The sequence below is a fragment of the Steroidobacter agaridevorans genome (genome assembly GCF_009932555.1).
GTDB lineage: Bacteria > Pseudomonadota > Gammaproteobacteria > Steroidobacterales > Steroidobacteraceae > Steroidobacter > Steroidobacter agaridevorans.
The window spans coordinates 609,913-632,403 of sequence record NZ_BLJO01000002.1; the positions used below are offsets into that span (position 1 = coordinate 609,913).

Annotated in this window: 15 protein-coding genes; 5 read left to right on the forward strand and 10 right to left on the reverse strand. The window is 63.1% G+C overall.

Annotated elements, in window-relative coordinates; all coding sequences use genetic code 11:
- Positions 1 to 186 precede the first annotated feature (186 nt).
- The 3 genes from GYH35_RS09500 to GYH35_RS09510 all read left to right on the forward strand — a co-directional run bounded on the left by GYH35_RS09500 (position 187) and on the right by GYH35_RS09510 (position 4,704).
- Positions 187 to 2,364, forward strand: a complete 2,178-nt coding sequence (locus tag GYH35_RS09500; RefSeq protein ID WP_161815736.1) for a RelA/SpoT family protein — start codon at positions 187 to 189, stop codon at positions 2,362 to 2,364.
- Complete coding sequence (locus GYH35_RS09505) at positions 2,361 to 2,840, forward strand: WbuC family cupin fold metalloprotein (RefSeq protein WP_161828258.1); 480 nt, start codon at positions 2,361 to 2,363, stop codon at positions 2,838 to 2,840. The genes GYH35_RS09500 and GYH35_RS09505 overlap by 4 nt, the downstream gene beginning before the upstream one ends.
- A gap of 214 nt (positions 2,841 to 3,054) precedes the next feature.
- Complete coding sequence (locus tag GYH35_RS09510; RefSeq protein WP_161828259.1) at positions 3,055 to 4,704, forward strand: discoidin domain-containing protein; 1,650 nt, start codon at positions 3,055 to 3,057, stop codon at positions 4,702 to 4,704.
- On the opposite strand, the gene GYH35_RS09515 is transcribed toward GYH35_RS09510, so the two are convergent.
- The 10 genes from GYH35_RS09515 to GYH35_RS09560 form a co-directional block, all read right to left on the reverse strand.
- On the reverse strand, positions 4,695 to 5,423 hold the full coding sequence (locus GYH35_RS09515) for an ABC transporter ATP-binding protein (protein WP_161815739.1): 729 nt from the start codon (positions 5,421 to 5,423) through the stop codon (positions 4,695 to 4,697). The two genes, GYH35_RS09510 and GYH35_RS09515, sit on opposite strands and share 10 nt — an antisense overlap.
- A 61-nt stretch (positions 5,424 to 5,484) precedes the next feature.
- Positions 5,485 to 6,612, reverse strand: coding sequence for a hypothetical protein (locus GYH35_RS09520; RefSeq protein WP_161828260.1), 1,128 nt, complete (start codon positions 6,610 to 6,612; stop codon positions 5,485 to 5,487).
- Positions 6,585 to 7,922, reverse strand: coding sequence for an APC family permease (locus tag GYH35_RS09525; RefSeq protein ID WP_161815741.1), 1,338 nt, complete (start codon positions 7,920 to 7,922; stop codon positions 6,585 to 6,587). The genes GYH35_RS09520 and GYH35_RS09525 overlap by 28 nt, the downstream gene beginning before the upstream one ends.
- A gap of 120 nt (positions 7,923 to 8,042) precedes the next feature.
- Entirely contained in the window at positions 8,043 to 9,467 is a 1,425-nt protein-coding gene (gene lpdA / locus GYH35_RS09530; protein ID WP_161815742.1) for a dihydrolipoyl dehydrogenase, read from the reverse strand.
- Positions 9,468 to 9,552: 85 nt separating this feature from the next.
- Positions 9,553 to 10,767 (reverse strand): 2-oxoglutarate dehydrogenase complex dihydrolipoyllysine-residue succinyltransferase, encoded by a 1,215-nt coding sequence (gene odhB, locus GYH35_RS09535; protein WP_161815743.1) that lies wholly within the window; start codon positions 10,765 to 10,767, stop codon positions 9,553 to 9,555.
- 22 nt (positions 10,768 to 10,789) lie between these two features.
- A complete protein-coding gene (locus tag GYH35_RS09540; RefSeq protein ID WP_161815744.1) occupies positions 10,790 to 13,672 on the reverse strand; it encodes a 2-oxoglutarate dehydrogenase E1 component in 2,883 nt (960 codons plus the stop codon).
- 228 nt (positions 13,673 to 13,900) lie between these two features.
- The gene (locus GYH35_RS34585; RefSeq protein WP_202624193.1) at positions 13,901 to 15,373 is read right to left on the reverse strand and encodes a hypothetical protein; all 1,473 of its coding nucleotides are present in this window, start codon (positions 15,371 to 15,373) and stop codon (positions 13,901 to 13,903) included.
- Between the two features lie 119 nt (positions 15,374 to 15,492).
- The gene (locus GYH35_RS09550; protein ID WP_202624194.1) at positions 15,493 to 16,983 is read right to left on the reverse strand and encodes an undecaprenyl-phosphate glucose phosphotransferase; all 1,491 of its coding nucleotides are present in this window, start codon (positions 16,981 to 16,983) and stop codon (positions 15,493 to 15,495) included.
- 207 nt (positions 16,984 to 17,190) lie between these two features.
- Positions 17,191 to 18,018 carry an IclR family transcriptional regulator gene (locus GYH35_RS09555; protein ID WP_161815992.1) on the reverse strand — a complete coding sequence of 276 codons (828 nt, stop codon included), beginning with the start codon at positions 18,016 to 18,018 and terminating at the stop codon, positions 17,191 to 17,193.
- 52 nt (positions 18,019 to 18,070) lie between these two features.
- A complete protein-coding gene (locus tag GYH35_RS09560; protein WP_161815745.1) occupies positions 18,071 to 19,738 on the reverse strand; it encodes a long-chain fatty acid--CoA ligase in 1,668 nt (555 codons plus the stop codon).
- A gap of 380 nt (positions 19,739 to 20,118) precedes the next feature.
- On the opposite strand from GYH35_RS09560, the gene GYH35_RS09565 reads away from it, so the two are divergent.
- Both GYH35_RS09565 and GYH35_RS09570 read left to right on the forward strand, forming a co-directional pair.
- Positions 20,119 to 21,318, forward strand: coding sequence for an acyl-CoA dehydrogenase family protein (locus GYH35_RS09565; RefSeq protein ID WP_161828261.1), 1,200 nt, complete (start codon positions 20,119 to 20,121; stop codon positions 21,316 to 21,318).
- A 14-nt stretch (positions 21,319 to 21,332) separates the two neighbouring features.
- A complete protein-coding gene (locus tag GYH35_RS09570) occupies positions 21,333 to 22,472 on the forward strand; it encodes an acyl-CoA dehydrogenase family protein (protein ID WP_161828262.1) in 1,140 nt (379 codons plus the stop codon).
- Positions 22,473 to 22,491: the final 19 nt, after the last annotated feature.

Sequence of the window (22,491 nt, forward strand, 5' to 3'; positions counted from 1 at the left end):
GCTGCCGAAGGCTCAGAACAGCGGCCGATACCTTCGTGTCACCCCGGGCGAGGTTGAGCTCGGCGAGACTTTTCGGGCGCCTGTGTCTGCGCAAGGACTCTCTCTGCCTGGACCCGCGCGGGTCTCGAGTTGCGAAGCCGGTATGATACCGGCAACGGCTACAAACCGACACGATCCGCGCTTTCCATGCCTTCCGTCGACGACGCTGCATCCGACACCGAGCAGACCGCGAACGCCCGCCGCCGGGCCCGAGAGCTGCTCTCGAAACTGGCGGCCGCGGTCGGCGAGGACAAATCCAAGGCGCCAGCTGCACTGGCGCGCGCCCAGGCCATCGTCGACATCCTGGTCGGCTTGACCGATGACGACGACATTCTCGGCGGCGCCCTGCTCTTGCCGTTGCTCGAAGCCGAAGTGCTCACGCCGGAACAGGCGATCGCGACGCTCAGCGCACCGGCCAACCGGATCGCCACCGAGCTGCAGCGACTGGGCTCGCTCAATATCAGCATCCCGACCAGCGCCGGTGGCGCTCGCGGCGCTCCGTCGCTCTCGAGCAATCAGGCCGAGGGCCTGCGCAAGATGCTGCTCGCCATCGTCACCGACCCACGGCTCGTGCTGGTCAAGCTCGCGGCTCAACTACAGCAGTTGCGCGATAGCAAGGACGCGCCGGCCGCCGAACGCGAGCGTCTCGCTTATGAAACGCGCGAGGTCTACGCCCCGCTCGCGAATCGTCTCGGCGTGTGGCAATTGAAGTGGGAGTTGGAGGATCTGAGCTTCCGTTACCTCGATCCGGAGAGCTACAAGACTATCGCCGGCTGGCTCGCCTCCAAGCGCATCGATCGGGAGCGGTACATCGGCGAAGTCATCGAGGTGCTGCGCCGGGAGCTGGACAACGCGCACATCCCCAACGCCGAAATCGCCGGCCGGCCCAAGCACATCTACAGCATCTGGCGGAAGATGCATCGCAAGGGGCTGCAATTCGATCAGCTCTACGACGTGCGCGCCGTGCGAGTGCTGGTGGATTCGATCGCCGATTGCTATGCCGCGCTCGGCATCGTCCATGGAATGTGGCCCTACATTCCAGGCGAGTTCGACGACTACATCGCCACACCCAAGGACAATCTCTATCGCTCCTTGCACACAGCCGTCATCGGGCCGGGCAAGCTGCCGCTGGAAGTTCAGATCCGCACGCGCGAAATGCACGCGCACGCCGAGCTCGGCGTCGCGGCTCACTGGCGTTACAAGGAAGGCGGCAAGGCGAATCCGGCTTACGAACAGAAGATCGTCTGGCTCCGGCAGGTGCTCGAGCCCAGCGAGCGCGGCGAGGAAACCGAAGGCGAGTTTCTGGATCGGGTGCGCTCGGAGCTGTTCGAGGATCGCGTTTACGCCATTTCACCGCGAGGCGAAGTCGTCGATCTGCCACGCGGCGCGACGCCGCTCGATTTCGCCTATCACGTGCATACCGATCTGGGGCATCGCTGCCGGGGCGCGAAGGTCAACGGCCGCATGGTGCCGCTCAACCAGGTCCTGCAGAACGGCGACCAGGTCGAGATCATCACGGCCAAGCAGCTCAATCCGAGCCGCGACTGGCTCGTGCCCTCGCTCGGTTATCTGGCCTCGCCGCGCAATCGAAACAAGGTTCGCTCGTTCTTCCGCAAGCTGGACGAGCAACAGAACACGCAGCAAGGCCGACAGATTCTCGAGCGCGAATTGCAGCGGCTCGCCGTTCACTCGGTGACGCTGCCGGAGCTGATCGGCGAGTTCAATCTCGACAATGCGGATCAGCTGTATCGCGCGATCGGTGAAGGCGAAATCACCGTCGCACAGATCAGCGGCGCCGTGCAGCGTCGAGCCAAGCCGCAGGAATTGCCGACGCCGGTCGTGCGCCGTCCGATCGCCGAGCCGAAGAAGGCGTCGGGCATCACCATCGATGGTGTCGACGATTTGTTATCGAATTTCGCCGGCTGCTGCAGCCCGGTGCCGCCCGAGCCCATCGCGGGTTACATCACGCTCGGTCGTGGCGTCAGCATTCATCGCGACAACTGCACCAATTTCAAACGGCTCGCGACGGCAAATCCCGAGCGTGTCATTCCAGTCGAATGGGGCTCGGGCGGCGAACGCTCGTTCCCGGTCGACATCAACGTCCGAGCTTACGATCGCCGCGGCCTGCTGCGCGATGTGAGCGCCGTGCTCGCCGATTCGAAGATCAACATTCACGCCATGAACACGCTGACGCACGAGGCCGACGGCATCGCCGACATGAACCTGAAGGTCACGGTTCACGATCTGGAGGAGCTGTCGCGCGTGCTGGCTCGCATCCAGGGCTTGCCCAACGTGCTCAGCGCCCGACGCAAGGTCCAACTATGAAGCTGATTTCCAACACACTACTCGATGAAATGACCGCCAAGGCGGCGGCCAGCCCACGCCGCCGCGCCCACCACAATCTGCACAGCTCGGCTGACGATCCGGTGCAGCGCTTCGTGGTCGTCGCTCATAGCGATACATACATTCGCCCACATCGGCATCTGACCAAGTCGGAGCTGTGCACGGTCGTGCGCGGACGATTCGAAGTCGTGGTGTTCGACGCCGACGGTACGATCGTCGAGCGCACGCTCATCGGCGAAGGCACACCGAATGTGGCTTATGAGCTGCCGCGGGAGACCTGGCACACATTGCTGGTCCACACCGACGGCGCCGCCTTCGTCGAAATCAAAGAAGGCCCATACGATCCCTCGACCGCCGCCGAGTTCGCGCGTTGGGCGCCGGAGGAAGGCAGTCCCGCTATCGCGCGGTTTCAACACTGGGTAAAAACTGCACCGATCGGTGCTCGATTGTTGCCTTAGCAACGCGCGTCGTCCGCAAGCAGCGACGTCAGATGCCTGCCCTCACGTCGCTGCGCAGTTTCTCTGAATGGCAATCGCCGAATTGAGACGAAGTCCGTAACGTTCCGTGCTTGTTATCCTGCGCGCGCCGTCGCCAACGCCGGCGGCGCGCACGTCCGGGAAAAAGAGTTCCCGAAAATAATCCCAACCAACGACTCTCTGCACGGAGCTCGCATTGAAATTACGCAGCAGCCTGCTTGTCTTATTTGTGCTCTTGTTCGCGTTCAGCGCTCATGCCCAGGATCAGTTCCGGGGATCCGGGTTCTTCATCGGCGATCCCACGCCCAGCAAGGCGGAGCCTCGACACGACGCGTTCGTGCGCGTCGTCAAGCAGCGACCGAACTCCACCAACATATTCATCGACTACCACGAGCCGATCTGGAGCTCGGGCGCCTACGACGCACAGTGGCGCAAGAACGCCACCTGGCACGCCGAGCAGCTGGCGCTGCTGTGCTCGGCGGAATATTTGAATCGATTGGACGCCGAAGGCCGCCCGAACCTCACGCCGATGGTCAGTATCGGCTTGACCGACGACTACCACGCCTATCAGCTCAACCTGTCTGCGAGCGATCCGAACTACGGCAAGTACAGCGAAGCCGCAGCGGTGCGCATGATGAACAGCATCGCCAACGGCAAGTACGACGTGAACGATCCGGCGACGGGTCGCAAGCGCGTGTGGCCTGCCATTTTCGATGCATTTCGTAACAAGGGCTTTCGCAAGCTTTACCTGCGCATCGGCTGGGAACAGAACGGCAACTGGTACGGTTGGCAGGTGCGCAGCGAGTCGTCTAGAGCCGCCTATGTCGCGGCGTGGCGCCACGTGGCCACGCTAGCTCACAACTATGCCATCGCTTACGGCATGACCATTGAAACAGTGTGGAGCCCTACGGCGTCGTACACGAACTATGGCATCCCCGAGGAGAGCAGCTATCCCGGCGACAGCTATGTAGACATCATCGCGCCCACCGCTTACAGCCCGATATGGAACGCGACTCGCTCGGCGGACAAAACGGCGTATTACGACTGGGGCAGCGAACAGAAAGTCTCGCTGTCCGAATGGCTGTCGAGACCGGTGAATCGCCGCCATCTCTGGGATTACCCGGCCGCGGACTACTGGAACCCGCAGCGAGGTTGGGGCATTCCCGCCGCGATCTCCTTCGCCATCTCACAGGGCAAACCTTTCGGCTTCTCGGAAACCGGCACCGGCAATGCGGGCGTGACCGCGCGTGGTGGCGGCCCCGTCGACGAAGGTGACTATCCCCTCTATCTCGCCCGACGACTCGCCTCGGGAGTGCATCGAGGCATGCAGCTGCGGATGGTTGAGGTCTGGGCGCAGCCCACAGGCAGCGACGGTTCGACCTTTCTGAGCGGTTCGCGTCCCCAGGAAGCCACCGGCTGGAAGGAATTCGGCACGATCATGGCGGCCGTCCAGCAACAGAAGAATGTCGCCAAGGGCAAGCTTGCTTATGCGCGCTCGACCCAGAGCGGCTTCCCTGCCCGCTATGTGACGGATGGCAATACGGCTACGCGCTGGAGCAGCGTGCCCGGCGATGACAAGCAATGGATCTATGTCGATCTGGGGCAAAGGTATCCGACTGCGCGCGTGCGTCTTGCTTGGGATGCCGCCCACGCATCCGAATACTCCATCCAGACTTCGAGCAACGGCGCGACGTGGACCACCCTCTACAAAACGAGCGCTGGCGACGGGGGCGTGGACGATATCCGCAGCCTCTCGGGCTTCGGTCGCTATGTCCGCGTCTTCGCCCATAAGCGCGGCACGCAGCTGAAGAACTATTCGTTGCGTGAGATCGAAGTTTATCCGTAGGCCGCCGCCAGCGCGGTTTCCATCGCGCTGTCGCCTTGGACGCGGTACGCCGCAATCTCACTTTCATTCCACTCGCGGACGATGCGGCCCTCGATGAGCAGGGCCGCCTTGTCGGCGTAATGCTCCACGATGTCGAGTGAATGCGTTGCGAGCAACACCGCGCAGCGCCCGCCGGACAAGCGCTGTTGCAAGTGATGTTTCACCAGCAGCGCGCTGGCCGGATCGAGCCCGTTGAACGCCTCGTCGAGCACGATTAGCGCCGGCTCGCCCAGCAGCGCCAGCAGGATGCACAGTTTCTGGCGCGTGCCCAGCGAGTACGTGTCGACAAAGCCGTCGAGATGACCGTCGAGCCGCAGCTCGACCGCCAGCGTCAGCACCGCGTCGTCCAATGCCTGCAGCCCCTTCGCCTGCGCATAGACCTCCAGACATTGACGGCCCGTCAGCAGCCCGGGCAATTGCTCGGGCGCGCACGCATAGCCGAGGTGTCGCTTGGCGGCGAGCGGCTCGGCGATGATCGAATGGCCGGCGATCAGCAGATCGCCCGAGGTGGGCGCGAGCGCGCCGCCGATACAACGCAACAGCGTGCTCTTGCCGACGCCGTTCGGTCCGAGCAAACAAAACCACTCCCCTGCCGGCGCCTGCAAACTCACACCGCTCAGCACTTCGCGCTTGCCGTACTTCGCGTGCACCTGGCGAACGTCGAGCACGATCGCAGTCATGTTTCTGCTCCGGCCCGCAACTGCAGCCTTCTCTCATCGCGAGCGTCGAGTTCACATGGGGTCATGTCTTTGCTCCGACGCGCAATTGCATGATCGTCGCCAGCGCTGCGAACGCCGCGACGGACAACGCGATCTTCACCGCTGGCGATCGGCCGCGATAGTTGTCGACCAGAGCGGACCCGGCGATCGAAACGAACAGTCCCAGCCAAAGCGCGGCGACCTGCAGCGCCATGCCGATGGGCGCGCCCAGCATCACCGTGCAGCAGGCCGCCAGTGCCGCGCCGATGAACTGATGCGTGACGGCGCGGCGCGATACTGACCAGATGAATCCCATGAGCGTGATCGGGGTCGCACGCAGCCAAGCGGCGGCCGACCGTGCGACGGTCGTCATTGCCGACAGCAACGCGGCCAGATAACTCGCGACGAAGTACATCGCGACAACGGACAACCCGGCGATGGCGGACGAGCCGCCCTGCACAGCCAGCAAGGCCGCGACCAGCACGTAACGTGAATTTTCAGGGCGGCTCCACGCGAGCACCTGAGCGATCGGCCACGCAGCCAATCCAGCCGCATCTGGGCGCATCGAGCGAACTGCTCGAGGTTGTGGCACGTAACGCGACGGAACGACATCGGACACCTTGGTCCGGCCACCGGTCCACCATCCGAAAACGCCGCCAATAGCCAATCCGCCAGCCGCCGCGGCCGCAACTTTTTCAGCTGCGGCGGCGATGCCCTCGTTCGTCAGCGCGACCAACGCAGGAAACATCACCACGATCACTGTGATGACGACCAGGGGCAACAGCACGCGGATCGCGTGCGAGATAAACAGGCTTCGAAGTGGAATGGGCGTGGCAATGAGCCACGACTGCGACTTGGATTCTTCGAGCTGTCGGCGACGGCCACTCACGGAAGTCGCGGCATAGATCGCCGCCACGACGGCCAACAAGACCCAATACTCCGCCAGCGTCTCGATCGCGCCAACGACATGCCCCGACAAAGCAAACAACAGCGCAGTCACAACCGCGAGACCGCTGAGAACGAGCAGTACCGCCGTACCACCCTCCCCACGCCATCGCGACAACGAATTAACGAGTCGCAGCCACTCGACCAGCAGCGCAGGATGCCGGCGCAGAAAAGCCGGCGTCGAGGCCGGCAGGGACGCTACGCGGTTTGCGCCTTCAGTCGCCATGTTCGCAGCCCGTACAGCACGAACACCACGGCCAGCACGGCGAGCAACGCAGTGAACTGCTCGCGCGTCACCGTCTCATAGAACAGCCACGACAACGACAGGCACGCAGCGACGGGCACCAGCGGCCCGCCCGGAGTCAGGTACGGCTCGCCGTCGCTGCGAATATCCTTCTTGCGCAAAACGTAGGCTGCGATGGCGCAGAGGAAATAAAGCATCAGCGCCGACAGGTTCGCGAAGATGGTCAATGTTTCATACGTGCCCGACAGCGCGATCGAGGCCACGATCACCCCGTAGATCACGATCGCCTTGTGCGGGCTGTGAAAGTTCGGATGCACCGAAGACAGCATCCGAGGCAGGAACCCGTCGCGACTCATCGCGAACAGCCCGCGCGGCTCGGAAAGAACATTCGCACTGAGATAGCCGAACATCGAGATGACGGCGCCCACGACCAGAATCGTGCGGCCGGTCGGCCCGACGATGGCGCCGGCCGCGCTGGCCAGCGGTGTCGTGCGATCGTTCGCCAGATCCGTGCCCATGATGCCGAGCGCGACGAACTGAATCGCCAGATACAACAGCGTCGCCGCCCCCAGCGCCATGAACGCCGCCCGCGGCACGGTCTTCGAGGGATTCTTCACCTCGCCGCTTGGCATCAGCGAGCCTTCGATGCCCGAGAACGCGAAGATCACGATGCCCGCCGTGCTCAACACCGAGCTCGCTTCGGGAACGTGGGTCCAGACCAGATTCGACGGCTCGATGAAGAACACGCCGATGGCGACGAACGCGAGCAGCGGTAACAATTTGGCCACCGTGACGCCCTCGATGACGCGCGCACCGGTCTTCACTCCGCGATAGTTGATCGCGACCAGGGTGCCGACCAGCAACACGACGACGCTCTGGTAGACCCAGGCCGGACTGCCCGGCGCCAGCGTCAGAATGGACCGAGCCAGCACGTTGCAAACACCCGCCGCGGCCGAGGTGCCCGTGGCCAGCACCAAACATCCGGCCACGAAGCCCCACATCGGTCCGATCGCTGTTTCCACATAGGCATAAGGCCCGCCGGTCGCGGAGACCCGGCTGCCTGCCTCGGCGAAGCACATGACCACCAGGCCGATGATGATCGCGCAGGCCACATAAGCCATCGGCGCGGCCGTACCGAGCTGCAGGACGGCGAAAGCCGGCAGCACGAAAATGCCGCTGCCTACCGTGTAATTGAAGATGGTCGCTGCCAGTTGGCGGGTGCCCAGCTCGCGGGCCAGCAGCGCGTCCGGATTGCCGGCCTGAACGGCCGAGGTGTTATTAGTGTCGTGCATCGGCCGGAGAATAGCCGATGCGAAGGCGCAAGAGTCCAGCGCCTACGTGTTCAAAAACATCATTTTATGGATCGCACCCACCGTCCGGCCCGCAGGCGCGGACGGCAGGCCCGAACTCGATCAACGGTTCGGGAAGTCGATCGCGATCTTGTCCGCGTTCAGCGCCGCCTCGTGCACGGCCTCGGACAGGGTCGGGTGCGCGTGGATGGTCCGCTGCAGGTCCTCGGTGCTCGCCGAGTACTCCATCGCCAGCACGGCTTCGGCGATCAGCTCGCCGGCCATCGGGCCGATGATGTGCACGCCCAGGATCTCGTCGTCATCCGTCGCGGCCACGATCTTCGCAAAGCCGGCGGTGGCTTCCATCGCACGGGCGCGACCGCTGGCGAGGAACGGGAACGAGCCGACCTTGTAGCCGCGGCCGCTCTTCTTCACTTCCTCTTCGGTCAGGCCGACCCAGGCGATTTCGGGCGCGGTGTAGATCACGGAAGGAATGGTCTTGTAATTCACTTCGGCGATCTTGCCGGCGATCAGGTCGGCGACCATCACGCCCTCTTCCTTGCCCTTGTGCGCGAGCATCGGGCCACGCACGACGTCACCGACGGCCCACACATTGGCCGCGTCGGTCTTGCAGTCGTGATCGACCTTGATGAAGCCGCGCTCGTCGATCTGCACGCCGGTGCCGTCGCCGAGCAGATCCTTGGTGAATGGACGACGGCCGATCGCGACCACGACCTTGTCGACTTCCAGGGTCTGCTCGCCCTTGGCGTCGGTGTACTTCAGCTTCACGCCGCTGGCCGACTTGTCGGCGCCGCTGACCTTCGCGCCCAGGCGGATGTCGAGGCCGAGCTTCTTGAAGTGCTTGAGCGCTTCCTTGGAAACAGCGCCGTCCGCGGCCGGCAGGAACGTCTCGAGCGCTTCGAGCACCACGACTTCCGAGCCCAGGCGACGCCACACGCTGCCGAGCTCCAGACCGATGACGCCGGCGCCGACGACGCACAGGCGCTTCGGCACGGTGTCGAATTCCAACGCGCCCCACGAGTCGACGATCTGCTTGCCGTCGAACGGCATGCTCTTCAATTCCGTCGGCGAGGAGCCGGAAGCGAGAATGACGTGCTTGGCCGTCAGCTCTTCTTTCTTGCCGTCCTTACCGGTGAACTCGACTTTGTTGCCCTTGAGCAGCTTGCCGTGGCCCTGCAGACCTGTAACGCCAGCCGCCTTGAACAGCGAGCTGATGCCCTGAGTCGAGGCCTTCACGATGCCGGCGCGACGCTTCTGCATCGTCGCCACATCGACCGACACGTCGCCGACCTTGATGCCGTGAACCGCGAACTCGTGCTGAGCCCGGTGCACCAGCTCCGAGGATTCGAGCAGCGCTTTGGAAGGAATACAGCCCGCGTTCAAGCAGGTGCCGCCGAAGGCATACGAACCGTCCTTGTTCACCCACTCATCGATGCAGGCCACTTTGAGCTTGTTCTGGCCGGCGCGGATGGCGGCGGGATAACCGGCGGGACCACCGCCGATGACGATGACGTCGTACTGGGACATGCGAGCTCCGCAACTATTCTTTATCTAGGAAACAAATGGGGACGAGAATGGGCGCTGCAAGCAGCGCCCATTCCCAGCAGGAGGGTTACAGCTGCAGCAGCAGGCGCGCCGGGTCTTCCAGCGCTTCCTTGATCGCCACCAGGAACTGCACCGACTCGCGGCCATCGACGATGCGATGGTCGTAAGTGAGCGCCAGGTACATCATCGGGCGGATCTTGATCTCGCCGTCGACCACCATCGGGCGCTCCTGGATCTTGTGCATGCCGAGGATCGCGACCTGCGGCGGATTCAGGATCGGCGTCGACATCAGCGAGCCGAACACGCCGCCGTTGGTGATCGTGAACGTGCCGCCGGTCAGCTCTTCCAGGGAGATCGAGCCGTCGCGCGCCTTCTTGGCGTAATCGCCGACCGCCTGCTCGAGCTCCGCGAAGCTCAGCGCTTCGGCGTTGCGAATGACCGGCACCATCAAGCCACGCTCGGTCGAAACCGCGACGCCGAAGTCGTAGTACTCGTGATAGACGACATCGTTGCCGTCGATGGACGCGTTCACCGCCGGGAACTTACGCAGCGCTTCGATCGCCGCCTTGATGAAGAACGAGCTGAAGCCCAGCTTCACGCCGTGCGCCTTCTCGAACTTGTCCTTGTAGCGGGCGCGGATCTCGTTCACCGCCGTCAGATCGACTTCGTTGAACGTGGTCAGCATCGCAGCCGTCGACTGCGCCTGAATCAGACGCTCGGCGATACGAGCGCGCAGACGAGTCATCGGCACGCGCTGCTCGTTGCGCGAGCCCACGGCGGCCGGCAGCTTCACAGCAGGCGCCTTGGCAGGAGCCTTCGCTTCGGCCGGAGCCGACTTGCCCGACATGTGTTGAATCACATCGCCCTTGCTCACGCGGCCATCGCGGCCGCTGCCAGCGATCTGCGTGGCATCGAGCTTGTGCTCTTCGACCATGCGCTTGGCGGCCGGAGCGAGCTTGCCACCGGCAGCGGCAGCAGCCTTCGTTTCCGCAGCGGCCGGAGCTTCGGCCTTCTTCGCAGCAGGAGCAGCGGCAACCGCGCCCTCGCCCGCTTCGAGAATCGCCAGCACCTGACCGCTCGTGACGGTCGCGCCGTTCTCGACTTTCAACTCTTTGATCACGCCCGCCGACGGCGCGGGGACTTCGAGCACCACCTTGTCGGTTTCCAGGTCGACCAGATTTTCATCGCGGCTGACGGCCTCGCCCGGCTTCTTGTGCCAGGACACCAGGGTAGCGTCGGTAACGGACTCGGGTAATTGCGGAACCTTGATTTCGATTGTCATCACTTGATCCTGTTATGCGGCGTTACTTGTTCGCGGCCTTGAGGCGCGTGGTATGCCGCAGCGACTCTTCGGTGCTGGTGGAACGGAGCGCGGCGTCGACCAGCGCCTGCTGTTGTTCCTGGTGCATCTGGGCGATGCCGGTGGCGGGAGCGGCCGCCGGAGCACGGCCTGCGTACAGCAGCTGATGATCCTTCGACAGCGACTCCTGCAAACGATGGCGGATCTGGTACCAGGCGCCCTGATTCTGCGGCTCCTCCTGACACCAGACGATTTCCTTGGCGTTCGAGTACTTCTTGACGATCGCCGCGTACTCTTCGGCCGGGAACGGATACAGCTGTTCGACGCGCACGATCGCGACGTTGTGCAGGCCATCGCCGCGACGCGAGTCGAGCAGGTCGAAATAAACCTTGCCCGAGCAGAACACGACGCGCGTGACCTTGCTCGCCTGGATATCGTCGACCTCATCGATGACGGTGCGGAACGAGCCATGCGTCAGATCGTCGAGCTGCGACACCGACAGCTTGTGACGCAGCAGGCTCTTCGGCGACATGATGACCAGCGGCTTGCGGAAGCTCTGCTTCATCTGACGGCGCAGCATGTGGAACATCTGCGCCGGCGTCGACGGCACGCACACCTGCATGTTCTGCTCGGCGCACAACTGCAGGAAGCGCTCCAGACGCGCGGACGAATGTTCCGGACCCTGGCCTTCATAGCCATGCGGCAGCATCAGCGTGAGCCCGCACAGACGGCCCCACTTCGCTTCGCCGGAGCTGATGAACTGGTCGATGATGACCTGCGCGCCGTTCACGAAGTCGCCGAACTGACCTTCCCAAATGGTGAGGCTGTTCGGCTCGGTGGTGGAGAAGCCGTACTCGAAGCCGAGCACCGCCTCTTCCGACAGGAACGAGTCGTACACATCGAAGCGCGGCTGGCTCGGCGAGAGGTGCTGCAGCGGAACGTAGTTGTCTTCGCTGTTCTGGTCGTGCCACACGGCGTGACGATGGAAGAACGTGCCACGCCCGCTGTCCTGACCGATCAGGCGCACTTCGTAACCTTCGGTGAGCAGCGACGCGTACGCGAGGTTCTCGGCAAAGCCCCAGTCGAGCGGCAGCTGGCCGGCGGTCATCTTCTCGCGATCCTGGACGATCTTCGCGACTTGACGATGCAACGACAGGTTCGACGGCAGCGTCGTGAGCTTGGTGGCCAGCTCGCGCAGCTGTTCGATGCGCACGCCCGTGTTCACCGTTTCGGTGAGATCCACGTCGTGATACTTGGTCCAGTCGACGGTGTGCTTGTTGCCGATCAGGCCGAGCGACTGCTTGGCCTGCGACTTGCCCTCGTCCATCTCGCGACGGTACTGATCGACCATCGCGTCGGCGTCCGCCATGGCGATCACCTTCTCGGCGACCAGGCGATCGGCGTAGATCTGACGCGGCGTTTTCTGCGCGCGGATCTTCGAGTACATCACCGGCTGCGTGGCGGCCGGCTCGTCCGACTCGTTGTGGCCCAGACGACGGTAGCAGACCAGATCGATCACGACGTCCTTGTGGAACGTCATGCGGTAATCGAGCGCGAGCCGGGCGACGAACGCCACGGCTTCCGGATCGTCGCCGTTCACGTGGAAGATCGGCGCTTCGATCATCTTCGCCACGTCGCTGCAGTACATGGTCGAGCGGGCATCTTCCGGCTTGGAGATGGTGAAGCCGACCTGGTTGTTGATGATCACGTGCACCGTGCCGCCGGTGTAGAAGCCGCGCACCTGCGACATCTGCAATGTTTCCATCACGACGCCCTGGCCCGCGAAGGCGGCATCGCCGTGAATCAGCAGCGGCATCACCTTGTCGCCCTTCGTGTCGCTGCGGCGCTGCTGACGAGCGCGCACCGAGCCTTCGACCACCGGGTTCACGACCTCGAGATGCGAAGGATTGAACGCCATCGCCACGTGCACGTTGCCGGCCGGCGTCTTGATGTCGGTCGAGAAGCCCTTGTGGTACTTCACGTCGCCCGAGCCCTGCATGTGGTTCACGTCGTAGTGACCTTCGAACTCGGAGAACAGCTTCTGCGGCGACTTGCCGACCACGTTCACCAGCAGGTTCAAGCGGCCGCGGTGGGCCATGCCGATGACCATTTCCTCGATGCCGCGCAGGCCGCCTTGCTGGATCAGATCGTCGACCAGCGGCACCAATGCATCGCCGCCTTCCAGCGAGAAGCGCTTCTGCGCCGGATACTTGGTGGCGAGATATCGTTCGAGGCCTTCAGCCGCGGTCAGGTGACGCAGGAACGTCTTCTTCTCCTCGGCGGAGAAGCGATTGGTCACCCGGCCTTCCTGGAAGCGATTCTGCAGCCACAGGCGCTCGGTCGAATTGGACACGTGTGCGAATTCGGCGCCGATGGTGCCGCAGTAGATCTGCTTGAGCTGAGCGACGATGTCCTTCAGCTTCATGCGCTTCGGGATGGCGTCCACGCGCGAGCCGGTGAGGAATTCGGTCTCCAGGTCCGCATTGCTCAGGCCGAAGTGCGACAGCTCGAGCACCTCCGGCACGGGGCGCTTCATCAGGCCCAGGGGGTCAATGTCTGCAACCAGGTGGCCGCGATTGGAATAAACCTGCACCAGCCGGGAGACCGCGCCCTGCTTGGCGGCGGCGTCGCTCGAGACTGAGGCGGTTGCCGGCGCTGCTGCTGCCGGAGCGCCGATCGAGTAGGCGCGCTTGGCGAGGGCATCGCGAATCGGGCCGTGCGCCACGTCGCTGGCGCCCCCCTTACCGAGTCCAGCGAAGTAGTCGCGCCATTTCGGCTCGACCGACGCTGGATCAGCGAGGAACTGTTCGTAGAGAGATTCGATGTAGGGGGCGTTGCCAGCCCCGAGAGGCGTAGAGTCGAGCAAAGCTCGCAAAGAGTCGCTCATTGCGCTCGCAAGTTCCTGTTGGGACTATGGAAGATGGGGCCCGCGTCGGCCGTATAGGGACATTTAGAGGGCCGGCATTGTAGCCGAACCACCCTGCGGTTGAGAAACGCAGTGTGATAAGTCGCGTGCTTAGCGAGATCGATTTCACACCCTGACCCCGCCGACCGCTCGGGCAACGCCGTGTCCATCATGGTGCAATGATGGGGTCGGGGTTGCGCATTTCAGCGCTCAGGCCGCGGAATTTCGCCGGGGCGGCAGCGGGAATTTGGCGACTTTCGCAGCCTCGACATCGCCCGTCGGCGAATTGCGACCCGTGGCGACGATGCGATCGGCGCCCACCACCGTGGCCCCGGCTGGAATGTCGCGGGTCACGACGGCATTGGCGCCGATCGTGACGCCTTTGCCAATGCGAACGTCGCCCAGAATGCGTGCCCCCGCGCCGATGGTTACGTCATCGCCGATCACGGGCGCAATGTTCGGATCGCCGCCGCGGCCGCCGATCATGACCTGCTGCATGATGGTCACGCGATGACCGATGACAGCCTGTCGGTGGAGCACGATGCCGTACGGATGCGGCATGTGGACGTCATCGGGCAGCCGGCAATGAATGTCGCTGTTGAAGAGCACGCGAACCAGCTTGCTCAACACCGGCACGTGCCGGCGGCAGAAGAACAGCAGCACATCCGTCGAAGTCGGATTGTCTTTGCTGGTATCGGGTAAACCGAGGCGTCGAGCCGTGCGACGCACGAGTTGAGCGACGATGGCCCGCTCGGCTTCGGCGCTCAACTCATCGAGCGTCTGGCTGGCATCGAGCACAACCACGTCTTCACGACGCCGCAGCACCTTGCGGTATTCGCTGCGCAATCGCGCGGCCTCCTCCTCCGCCACTTCACGCGTGCGGGTCTGCAAGACCTCGGAGGGCACATCGAACACGAGCCACAGCTGCGGACGCGGAACCCAGGGCAACAGCCAGCGCGCCAGGCTTCTGAACCGATCGATCCGGTAGTAGCCGGGATCGACCAGGATGTCGTCGAAGTAGCGGTTCGAGACCACCATGGTCGAAGCCACGAGCTTCGGACGAATCCGCCACCAGTAGCCCAGCCAGTAGTCGGCCACGAACATCATGAGCTTGGCGATGGTTCCCAGGCGGCCGCGCGGCACTCGCGAATCTGGATTCACCGGCACAGGCCGCATCATGCGCGGCCGGATGTTGATGACATGAGCGGCTGAGAACGGCGCCAGCGGCAGCGCGCCCAACTGCTCTACGACGTCGCTTCGTCCACTGCCGGGCGGTCCGAGGCACGCGATCAAGAGTCCCGACGGCTCACGCCAGCGTCGCAACTGCTCGCGCTTCCGTTGCCACCAACTGCCCTGCTTCGCCGCGTGCCGCTGCACACGCAACGACATGAAGTCCGGCCGCTGCCGCTCGTTGAGCCAACTGAACATGAAGAGCTCATCGCCGCCGTGGCACCAGTGATGGACCAGCTGCATGTCGTGACGACGACAAAATTCATTCAAGAGCGGCGGCAATAAAGGCAAAGTTTCCGCCGCCACCACCACCGTCGCGGTCAGCCGCACGCCCGAGCAATCGTCGTCGACGGGCTCATCCAGGACGACGTGCTCGACCTGCTCCGTTTGCAGATAACGAAGTAATGCGCCGAGGCGAGGCGCATCGGCCTCAATGCCTTTGGGCTCTGGCATGGTCGATCAGAACGGCAGATGAATCGAGCCGGTTTGCACTGCCTGCGCAGCCATCGCGACCACGCAGAACATCATGGCGATCCAGACGTGGAGTTGTGTTTTACGCATGGCTCTACCCTTCAATATGCATTACGGTCGCGCCACACCAGCGAGGCGGTCCGCAACAGAATGGTGAGGTCCAGTCCCAATGACCAATTCCGCAGATAGTCGAGGTCGTACTCGACCCGACGCTGCATCTTGTCGACCGTGTCGGTCTCCCCGCGCAGTCCGTTCACTTGCGCCCAACCCGTGATGCCGGGCCGGACTTTATGACGCAGCATGTAACCCTCGATGACCCGGCGATACTCCTCGTTGTGAGCGACCGCATGCGGCCGCGGCCCCACCAGGCTCATCGAACCGAGGAATACATTGAAGAGCTGCGGCAGCTCATCCAATGAGGTGCGCCGGAGGAACGCGCCGAAGCGCGTCACACGCGGATCGTTGCGTTGAGCTTGCGTGACCGTGTCGCCGTCTTCGCACACCGTCATGCTTCGGAACTTATAAACATTGATGGCCTCGCCATACATGCCGTAGCGGCGCTGGCGGAACAGAATAGGGCCTGGCGAGCTCATGCGCACACCGACTGCAATTGCCAACAGCAGCGGCCACAACATCATCAACAGCAGCGACGAGAACACGATGTCGCTGGCGCGCTTGATCACGCCGTCGAGCCCTGCGAACGGGGTCTCGCAGACCGCGAGCATCGGAATGCCGTCGATGTCGCAAACGCGCGCCTGGATCAGATCGAACATGAAGATGTCGGGCACGAAGTACACGGACGCGGTCGTGTCCTTCAACTCCTCGAGCAGCTTGTTGACGCGCTCATCGGCGCGCATCGGCAGACAGATATAAATGTTGCTGACGGCGTTGATGCGCACGTAATTGACGATGTCGGACATGCCGCCCAGCAATTGTTCCTGCGGCATGTCGGGCAGGCGGGCGGTATCGCGATCGTCGAAGAAGCCTTTGAACAGACCCAGATGCGGATGCGCCATCAAACGCCGGGCCAGACGCGAGCCAGCCTCATTCGCGCCGATGATGACGTGACTCTGCTGAATCTTGCCGCGCAGGGCGGAAAATGCGGCGTAGCGACGCAAGCATGCTTCGGCCACGACGACTGCAAACGGAGTAATCGCGAACCAGGTAAGAATTACCCGTCGCGAAAATGTCTCAGTGACCTTGAACGCAAACGCCATCAATAACAGCGCGGCGGAGACCAGCAGCCACTCGGCGAAAATACGGTGCTGGAGCAGATTGGTGAGGCCATTGCGAACCGAACAATCCATCACCGGCTCGCTCACCACTTGCGAGGCGATCAGGAACGCGAGCGCCGCCAGCGCGAAATAGGAAGGCGTCAGTTCCTGTGCGAACAGAAATGCACAGAACATCAGGGTCAGCACGATGACCGATGGGTTCAGTACGTGTCTGAGCAGAGCGACAGTGGGCGGCTCCGACGTGCCGCGATGAACGCGCTGACTGCGACGACGGCTCGCTGCGACATTATCGAAAGCATGCGCAGCGGAGCCGCGCGAATCAGCGCGGGTGTTCTCTGCTTGCGGTGCTTCGCGCATGATTCGCTGATTGATACAAAATTACCACGGCTGCCAGTTAACTGGCCTTGCACCATAAAAGTTCCAGCTTGCATTGGGCGTCGGCTTGCAACTACGTCTGAAGTCAATGACACCTTGGTGACATAGCCAACAGCAAAAAAAAAGGCGCGCACCTTGCGATGCACGCCGTTCTTTTCGAGCGGATTGCGGAGTTATTTCAGGCGCGCGTCAGGAACGGGCCTGTCCCAACCCCTCTTCGATCCGGCGCACCAGCTCCACCAGCCGCGGCCGCACGTCGTTGAGCAAATATTCCTGCGACACCTTGAAGGCCGGGGCGCCGCAGTTGATGCTCATCGGCGGCAAGCCATTGCCCGGCCGGAAGCCCACCGCGATGCCGTTCACATCCGGCTGCCAGTCGCCGAACGAGGCGCACACCCCCAGATCCGAATACATGGCGAGCGCCTTGTCGATGCCCAGCTTCAAGCCCGGCCACGCCAGGTGATCCAACTCTTTCAATTGATCGAGCAGATCGGCGCGCTCGGTGTCGCTGCAAACGGCGAGATAGGCGCGACCGATGGCGGCCGTCGCCAGCGGCAGACGCATGCCCACTTCCATATTCAATGAGAGCACCGCGTTGCCCTTGCAGACTTCGACGCACACCATGCTGAGCCGCTGCCGCGCGCCCAGCGCCACCGAGGTGCCGGTCGCATCCGCCAGTTCCTGCATCAGCGGACGGGCCAGATCGCGCACTTCGAAGCGGCCGAGCACCGCGCTGCCGAGCGCCAGCGTCGCCGTGCCCAGGCGATATTTGCCCGACTCCTTCACGTAGTGCAGATAGCCGAGCTTGGTGAGCGTGTAGGTCAGACGGGACACGGTCGACTTGGGCAGCCGGCAGCGCTCGGAAATATCCTGATTGCCCAGCAACCGGCTGCCGCTGCGGAAGCACGACAGCACGTCCAGGCCGCGCGACAACGCGGTGACGAAATGCCGGTCCTGCTTGCCCACGTGGGGTTTCGGTGCAGCCGCCGCGTGCGCCGCTCCGCTGGTCTCGATCATGCGAGTCGTTTCTGATGCTCTGGTCGCCATAATGTTTCCCGCCTTGTATTGGTCAAGCCTGCGCCGCGCGCGCCATCTCAGCTTCCTGCAATTGACGCCACTGTACTTTGCCGGTCGCCGACTTCGGCAACGCCTCGACAAATTCGACGATCCTCGGATGTTTGTAAGTCGCCATGTTCTGGCGCGTCCACTCGATGATCTCCGCTTCGCTCACTTTGCCTTTGTGAGTCGCCCGCAGCACCACGACGGCTTTCACCGTCTCGCCCCGATGCGCATCTTTGGCGCCGATCACGCAGGCCTCCTGGATGGCCGGATGTTTGTACATCTGCGCCTCGATCTCCGCCGGCCACACTTTGAAGCCGGAACAGTTGATCATCCGCTTGAGCCGGTCGACCAGGAAGAAATAACCGTCCTCATCGACGTAGCCCAGATCGCCGGTCCGGAAGAACTTCTTGCCGTCGAGGGCGACGAACGCCGCCTCGGTGGCTGCGGGATTGCGCCAGTAACCCTGGAAGATCTGCGGCCCGTTCGTGACGATCTCGCCCACCGTTCCCTGCGGCACTTCCTGCAGCGTGTCCGGATCGATGACGCGCGAGTCGGTATTGAAGATGGGAACGCCCAAGCACTGACGCTTCGGCCGGTCCGGCGGATTCACGTGGGTCGGCGCGATGGTCTCGGTCAGCCCGTAGCCTTCGATGTACGGCGAGCCGACCAGCTGTTGCAAACGTTCGCCCACGGCCGCCGGCATGGCCGCGCCGCCGCCGGACACGCGGACCAGCGACGACAGGTCATATTGATCGAGCTTCGGGTTGGCGAGGAAATCGATCACCATGGTGGCGATCGCGGTCCACGACATCAGCTTGTAGCGCTGGATCAACTCGGCCGCGACCTCGCGATCCCAACGACACATCAGCACGATGGTGCCGCCATAGAACATCGGCGCGTTCATGCCACCCTGCATGCTGGTGACATGGAAGAACGGCAGCACGACCAGCTGGCTGGTGTCGGAGTTGCCGCCGAACCAGAACGCATTCGTGAGCAGCGTGTGCATCACATTGCGATGAGTGAGCATGCAGCCCTTCGGCCGGCCGGTCGTGCCCGAGCTGTACGGAATCACGCAAAGATCGTCGGGCCCGACGGTGAGCGGCCCCGGCGTGCGCTTCGCCGCCAGCGCATCGACCCACAACGTCACGCCTTCATCCTCGATCGGCTGTCTCGGCGCGCTCACAACCTCTGGCATGCGCAGGTCCGTCGTCGGTTTGATGTAATCGCTGTACGCCGCGACGATCGCGCGATCGAGCTTGCCGAGCAGCGGCTGCAGCTGCGGATAAACCTCTTGCGCCACGAGGGCGACTTTCGCGCCGCTGTCGTGGAGATAGTGCTCGAGCTCGGCGGTGACGCTCATCGGGTTCACCGGCACGACGATGGCGTTAGCTCGCAGGACGCCGTAGTAAGCAAGGATGAACTGCGGACTGTTCTGCATCACCAGCAGCACGCGATCGCCCGCTTTGACGCCGCAATCCTGCTGGAGAAATCCCGCCAGACGCTCCGCCTGATCCTTGAACTGCCCGTAGGAGAGCGGCGCTTCGAAAAAGATCAGGTACGGCTTGTCGGGATACCGGGCCGCGGAAACCTCCACGTTGTAAAACAGGTTGGTCGCCGGCGATGTGATATTGCGTGGCAGGCCGACAGGCCAAAAATCGAAATGCTTTTGGGACATGCTCCCCGTTCCCCCACTGGTCCTTGCAACGCCAGCCGCGGCCCCTGCGTCGCGAAGCTTTGGCCAAGCTTCGTGCCGCAAGGCGATCCGGCACCCCTCGTCAATTGGTCTCGGCGCCCGTCGTTATTCCACAATGCGGGCGACCGTTCTGCCCAAAAATTATCACATCTCGCAGTGCGCAACCAAGCCACCCGTCCGTGAAGGTATGTGAGCATATATGGCTCCGCAAGGGTTCCCCGGCGGAATGTCTGGACTGACAGCGTGAGACCGGGAAAGCTGCGACCGAGTCGGGCGCGGTTGCGAATAGAAAGGTCGAGCCCCTATCATCTCGGTCTGCATCGAGAATTATTGTTCTGCACAGCAGCCACAGCAGGTCTCCAATGGATTTGAATTTCACGCCCGCCGAGCTGGCATTTCGCGACGAAGTCCGCCAGTTCCTGCGCGATCGGCTCCCACAGGACATAGCGCAGCGGGTCAAGAACGGCCTGGCGCTGCGTGCCGAGGACTACACCCGCTGGCAGAAAATCCTGTTCCAACGCGGCTGGGGCGCGCCGGGCTGGCCGAAACAATTCGGCGGTCCGGGCTGGGGCCCGGTCGAAATGCACATCTACGACGAGGAAGCTGCCGCGGCCGGCGCGCCTCGAACCATTCCTTTTGGGTTGAAGATGGTGGCGCCCGTGATCATGGCGTTCGGCTCTCCTGCTCAGCAGCAGCGCTTTCTGCCCGGGATCCTCAATGGCGAGGTGTGGTGGTGCCAGGGCTACTCCGAGCCGGGCGCAGGATCCGATCTCGCCTCGCTGAAGACGCGCGCCGAACGGCAAGGCGATCACTACATCGTGAACGGCCAGAAGACCTGGAACACGCTCGGCCAATACGCCGACTGGATCTTCTGCCTGGTGCGCACCGATCCGAACGCGCCCAAGCAACAGCAAGGCATTTCTTTCCTGCTGATCGACATGAAGACGCCGGGCATCACCGTGCGCCCCATCATCACGATGGACGGTGCGCACGAGGTGAACGAGGTTTGGTTCGAGAACGTCAAAGTGCCGGTGGAAAATCGCATCGGCGAAGAAAACAAAGGCTGGACCTACGCCAAGTTCCTGCTCGGCCACGAGCGCACCAACATCGCCGGCGTCGGCGCCTCGAAGCGTGAGCTCGGCCGCTTGAAGGCGATCGCGCGAAAAGAAACGAAGAACGGGCGTCCGCTGCTCGAGGATCTGCTGTTCGCCGCGCGCGTCGCGCAGGTCGAGATGGAGCTGATGGCGCTCGAGATCACCAATCTGCGTGCGCTGTCGGCCGAATCGGAGAAGCGCGCGCCCGGGCCGGAAGCCTCCATCCTCAAGATCAAGGGCACCGAAATTCAGCAGGCTCTGACCGAGCTGATGATGTACGCGGTCGGCCCGTATGCCCTGCCGTTCGAGCGCGGCTCCATCGAGGAAGGCGACCTCACCAGCGTCGCCGGCCCCGACTATGCCGCGCCGCTGGCCGCGACCTACTGCAACGTCCGCAAGGTCACGATCTACGGCGGCTCCAACGAAATTCAGCGCAACATCATTTCCCAAATGATTCTTGGCCTCTAAGAACGAGCTATCTCATGGATTTCAATTTCAGCGATGAACAGCAGCTGCTGGCCGACACCGTCCAGCGTTTCGTGCGCGACAACTATTCGTTCGAGGCCCGGCGCGCCATCCTGCAAGGCAAGGGGGGCTGGAGCCGCGACATGTGGCAGGAGATCGCCGGCCTCGGTCTGACCGCGATCAACGTTCCCGAAGAGCATGGCGGCCTGGGCAACGGCCCCGTGGAAACGATGCTGGTGATGAATGCGCTCGGCGAGGGCCTGGTGGTCGAGCCATTCCTCGCCGCCGCCGTGATCGCGCCCGTGTTTCTGACTCGGATTGGCGATAAAGCCGCGGCCGAACAATTGCTCCCGAACATCGCCTCGGGTGAGCGCATAGTGATCCTCGCGCATCAAGAGCCGCAGACTCGCGGTGAGATCGATCACGTAGCGACGCGTGCGGAGAAGTCTTCCGGCGGCTACGTCCTCGATGGCCTCAAGAACGTGATCATCGGCGGCGGCGCTGCCGACGAATTACTCATCAGCGCACGCACCAGCGGCCGCACGGGCGACACCGATGGCATCAGCGTTTTTCGCGTCGATCCGAAGGCTGCCGGCGTCACCCTCAAGGACTACGGCACCATCGACGGCCTGCGCGCCGCCGACATCGAGCTGAAGAAAGTGACCGTGCCCGCCTCCGCGCTCGTGGGTGCTGAAGGCAAGGCATTCGCCGCGATCGAAGCGGCTTACGATCACGCCTTGAGCGCGCTGTGCGCCGAAGCCGTCGGCATCATGAAGGCGGTGAATGCCACGACGCTCGACTACACCAAGAATCGCAAGCAGTTCGGCCAGCCGATCGCGAAATTCCAGGTGCTGCAGCATCGAATGGCCGACATGTTCCTGCACAGCGAGCAGGCCAAATCGATGAGCTATCTCGCGGCGATCAAATGCGTCGATCCGGAGGCCGGCGAGCGTCGCCGCGCCTTGTCGGCGGCCAAAGTGATCGTCGGCCAGGCCGGCCGCTTCGTCGGCCAGCAGGCCGTGCAACTCCATGGCGGCATGGGCATGACCGAGGAACTGATGGTCAGTCATTACTTCAAGCGTTTGACGGCCATCGAGCTGACGCTGGGCGATGCTGACTTCCACACTCAGCAATTCATCGCGACCGGCGCCAATTGAGCAGCGCTTCGGAGCGGGT

Bases quoted from the DNA above. Each gene is read 5' to 3' on its own strand.
- GYH35_RS09515 (WP_161815739.1), bottom strand. From the start codon at position 5,423: ATGACTGCGATCGTGCTCGACGTTCGCCAGGTGCACGCGAAGTACGGC.
- GYH35_RS34585 (WP_202624193.1), bottom strand. From the start codon at position 15,373: ATGCCAGAGCCCAAAGGCATTGAGGCCGATGCGCCTCGCCTCGGCGCA.
- lpdA (WP_161815742.1), bottom strand. From the start codon at position 9,467: ATGTCCCAGTACGACGTCATCGTCATCGGCGGTGGTCCCGCCGGTTAT.
- GYH35_RS09500 (WP_161815736.1), top strand. From the start codon at position 187: ATGCCTTCCGTCGACGACGCTGCATCCGACACCGAGCAGACCGCGAAC.
- GYH35_RS09505 (WP_161828258.1), top strand. From the start codon at position 2,361: ATGAAGCTGATTTCCAACACACTACTCGATGAAATGACCGCCAAGGCG.
- GYH35_RS09520 (WP_161828260.1), bottom strand. From the start codon at position 6,612: ATGGCGACTGAAGGCGCAAACCGCGTAGCGTCCCTGCCGGCCTCGACG.
- odhB (WP_161815743.1), bottom strand. From the start codon at position 10,767: ATGACAATCGAAATCAAGGTTCCGCAATTACCCGAGTCCGTTACCGAC.
- GYH35_RS09525 (WP_161815741.1), bottom strand. From the start codon at position 7,922: ATGCACGACACTAATAACACCTCGGCCGTTCAGGCCGGCAATCCGGAC.
- GYH35_RS09560 (WP_161815745.1), bottom strand. From the start codon at position 19,738: ATGTCCCAAAAGCATTTCGATTTTTGGCCTGTCGGCCTGCCACGCAAT.
- GYH35_RS09570 (WP_161828262.1), top strand. From the start codon at position 21,333: ATGGATTTCAATTTCAGCGATGAACAGCAGCTGCTGGCCGACACCGTC.
- GYH35_RS09565 (WP_161828261.1), top strand. From the start codon at position 20,119: ATGGATTTGAATTTCACGCCCGCCGAGCTGGCATTTCGCGACGAAGTC.
- GYH35_RS09550 (WP_202624194.1), bottom strand. From the start codon at position 16,983: ATGCGCGAAGCACCGCAAGCAGAGAACACCCGCGCTGATTCGCGCGGC.
- GYH35_RS09540 (WP_161815744.1), bottom strand. From the start codon at position 13,672: ATGAGCGACTCTTTGCGAGCTTTGCTCGACTCTACGCCTCTCGGGGCT.
- GYH35_RS09555 (WP_161815992.1), bottom strand. From the start codon at position 18,018: ATGATCGAGACCAGCGGAGCGGCGCACGCGGCGGCTGCACCGAAACCC.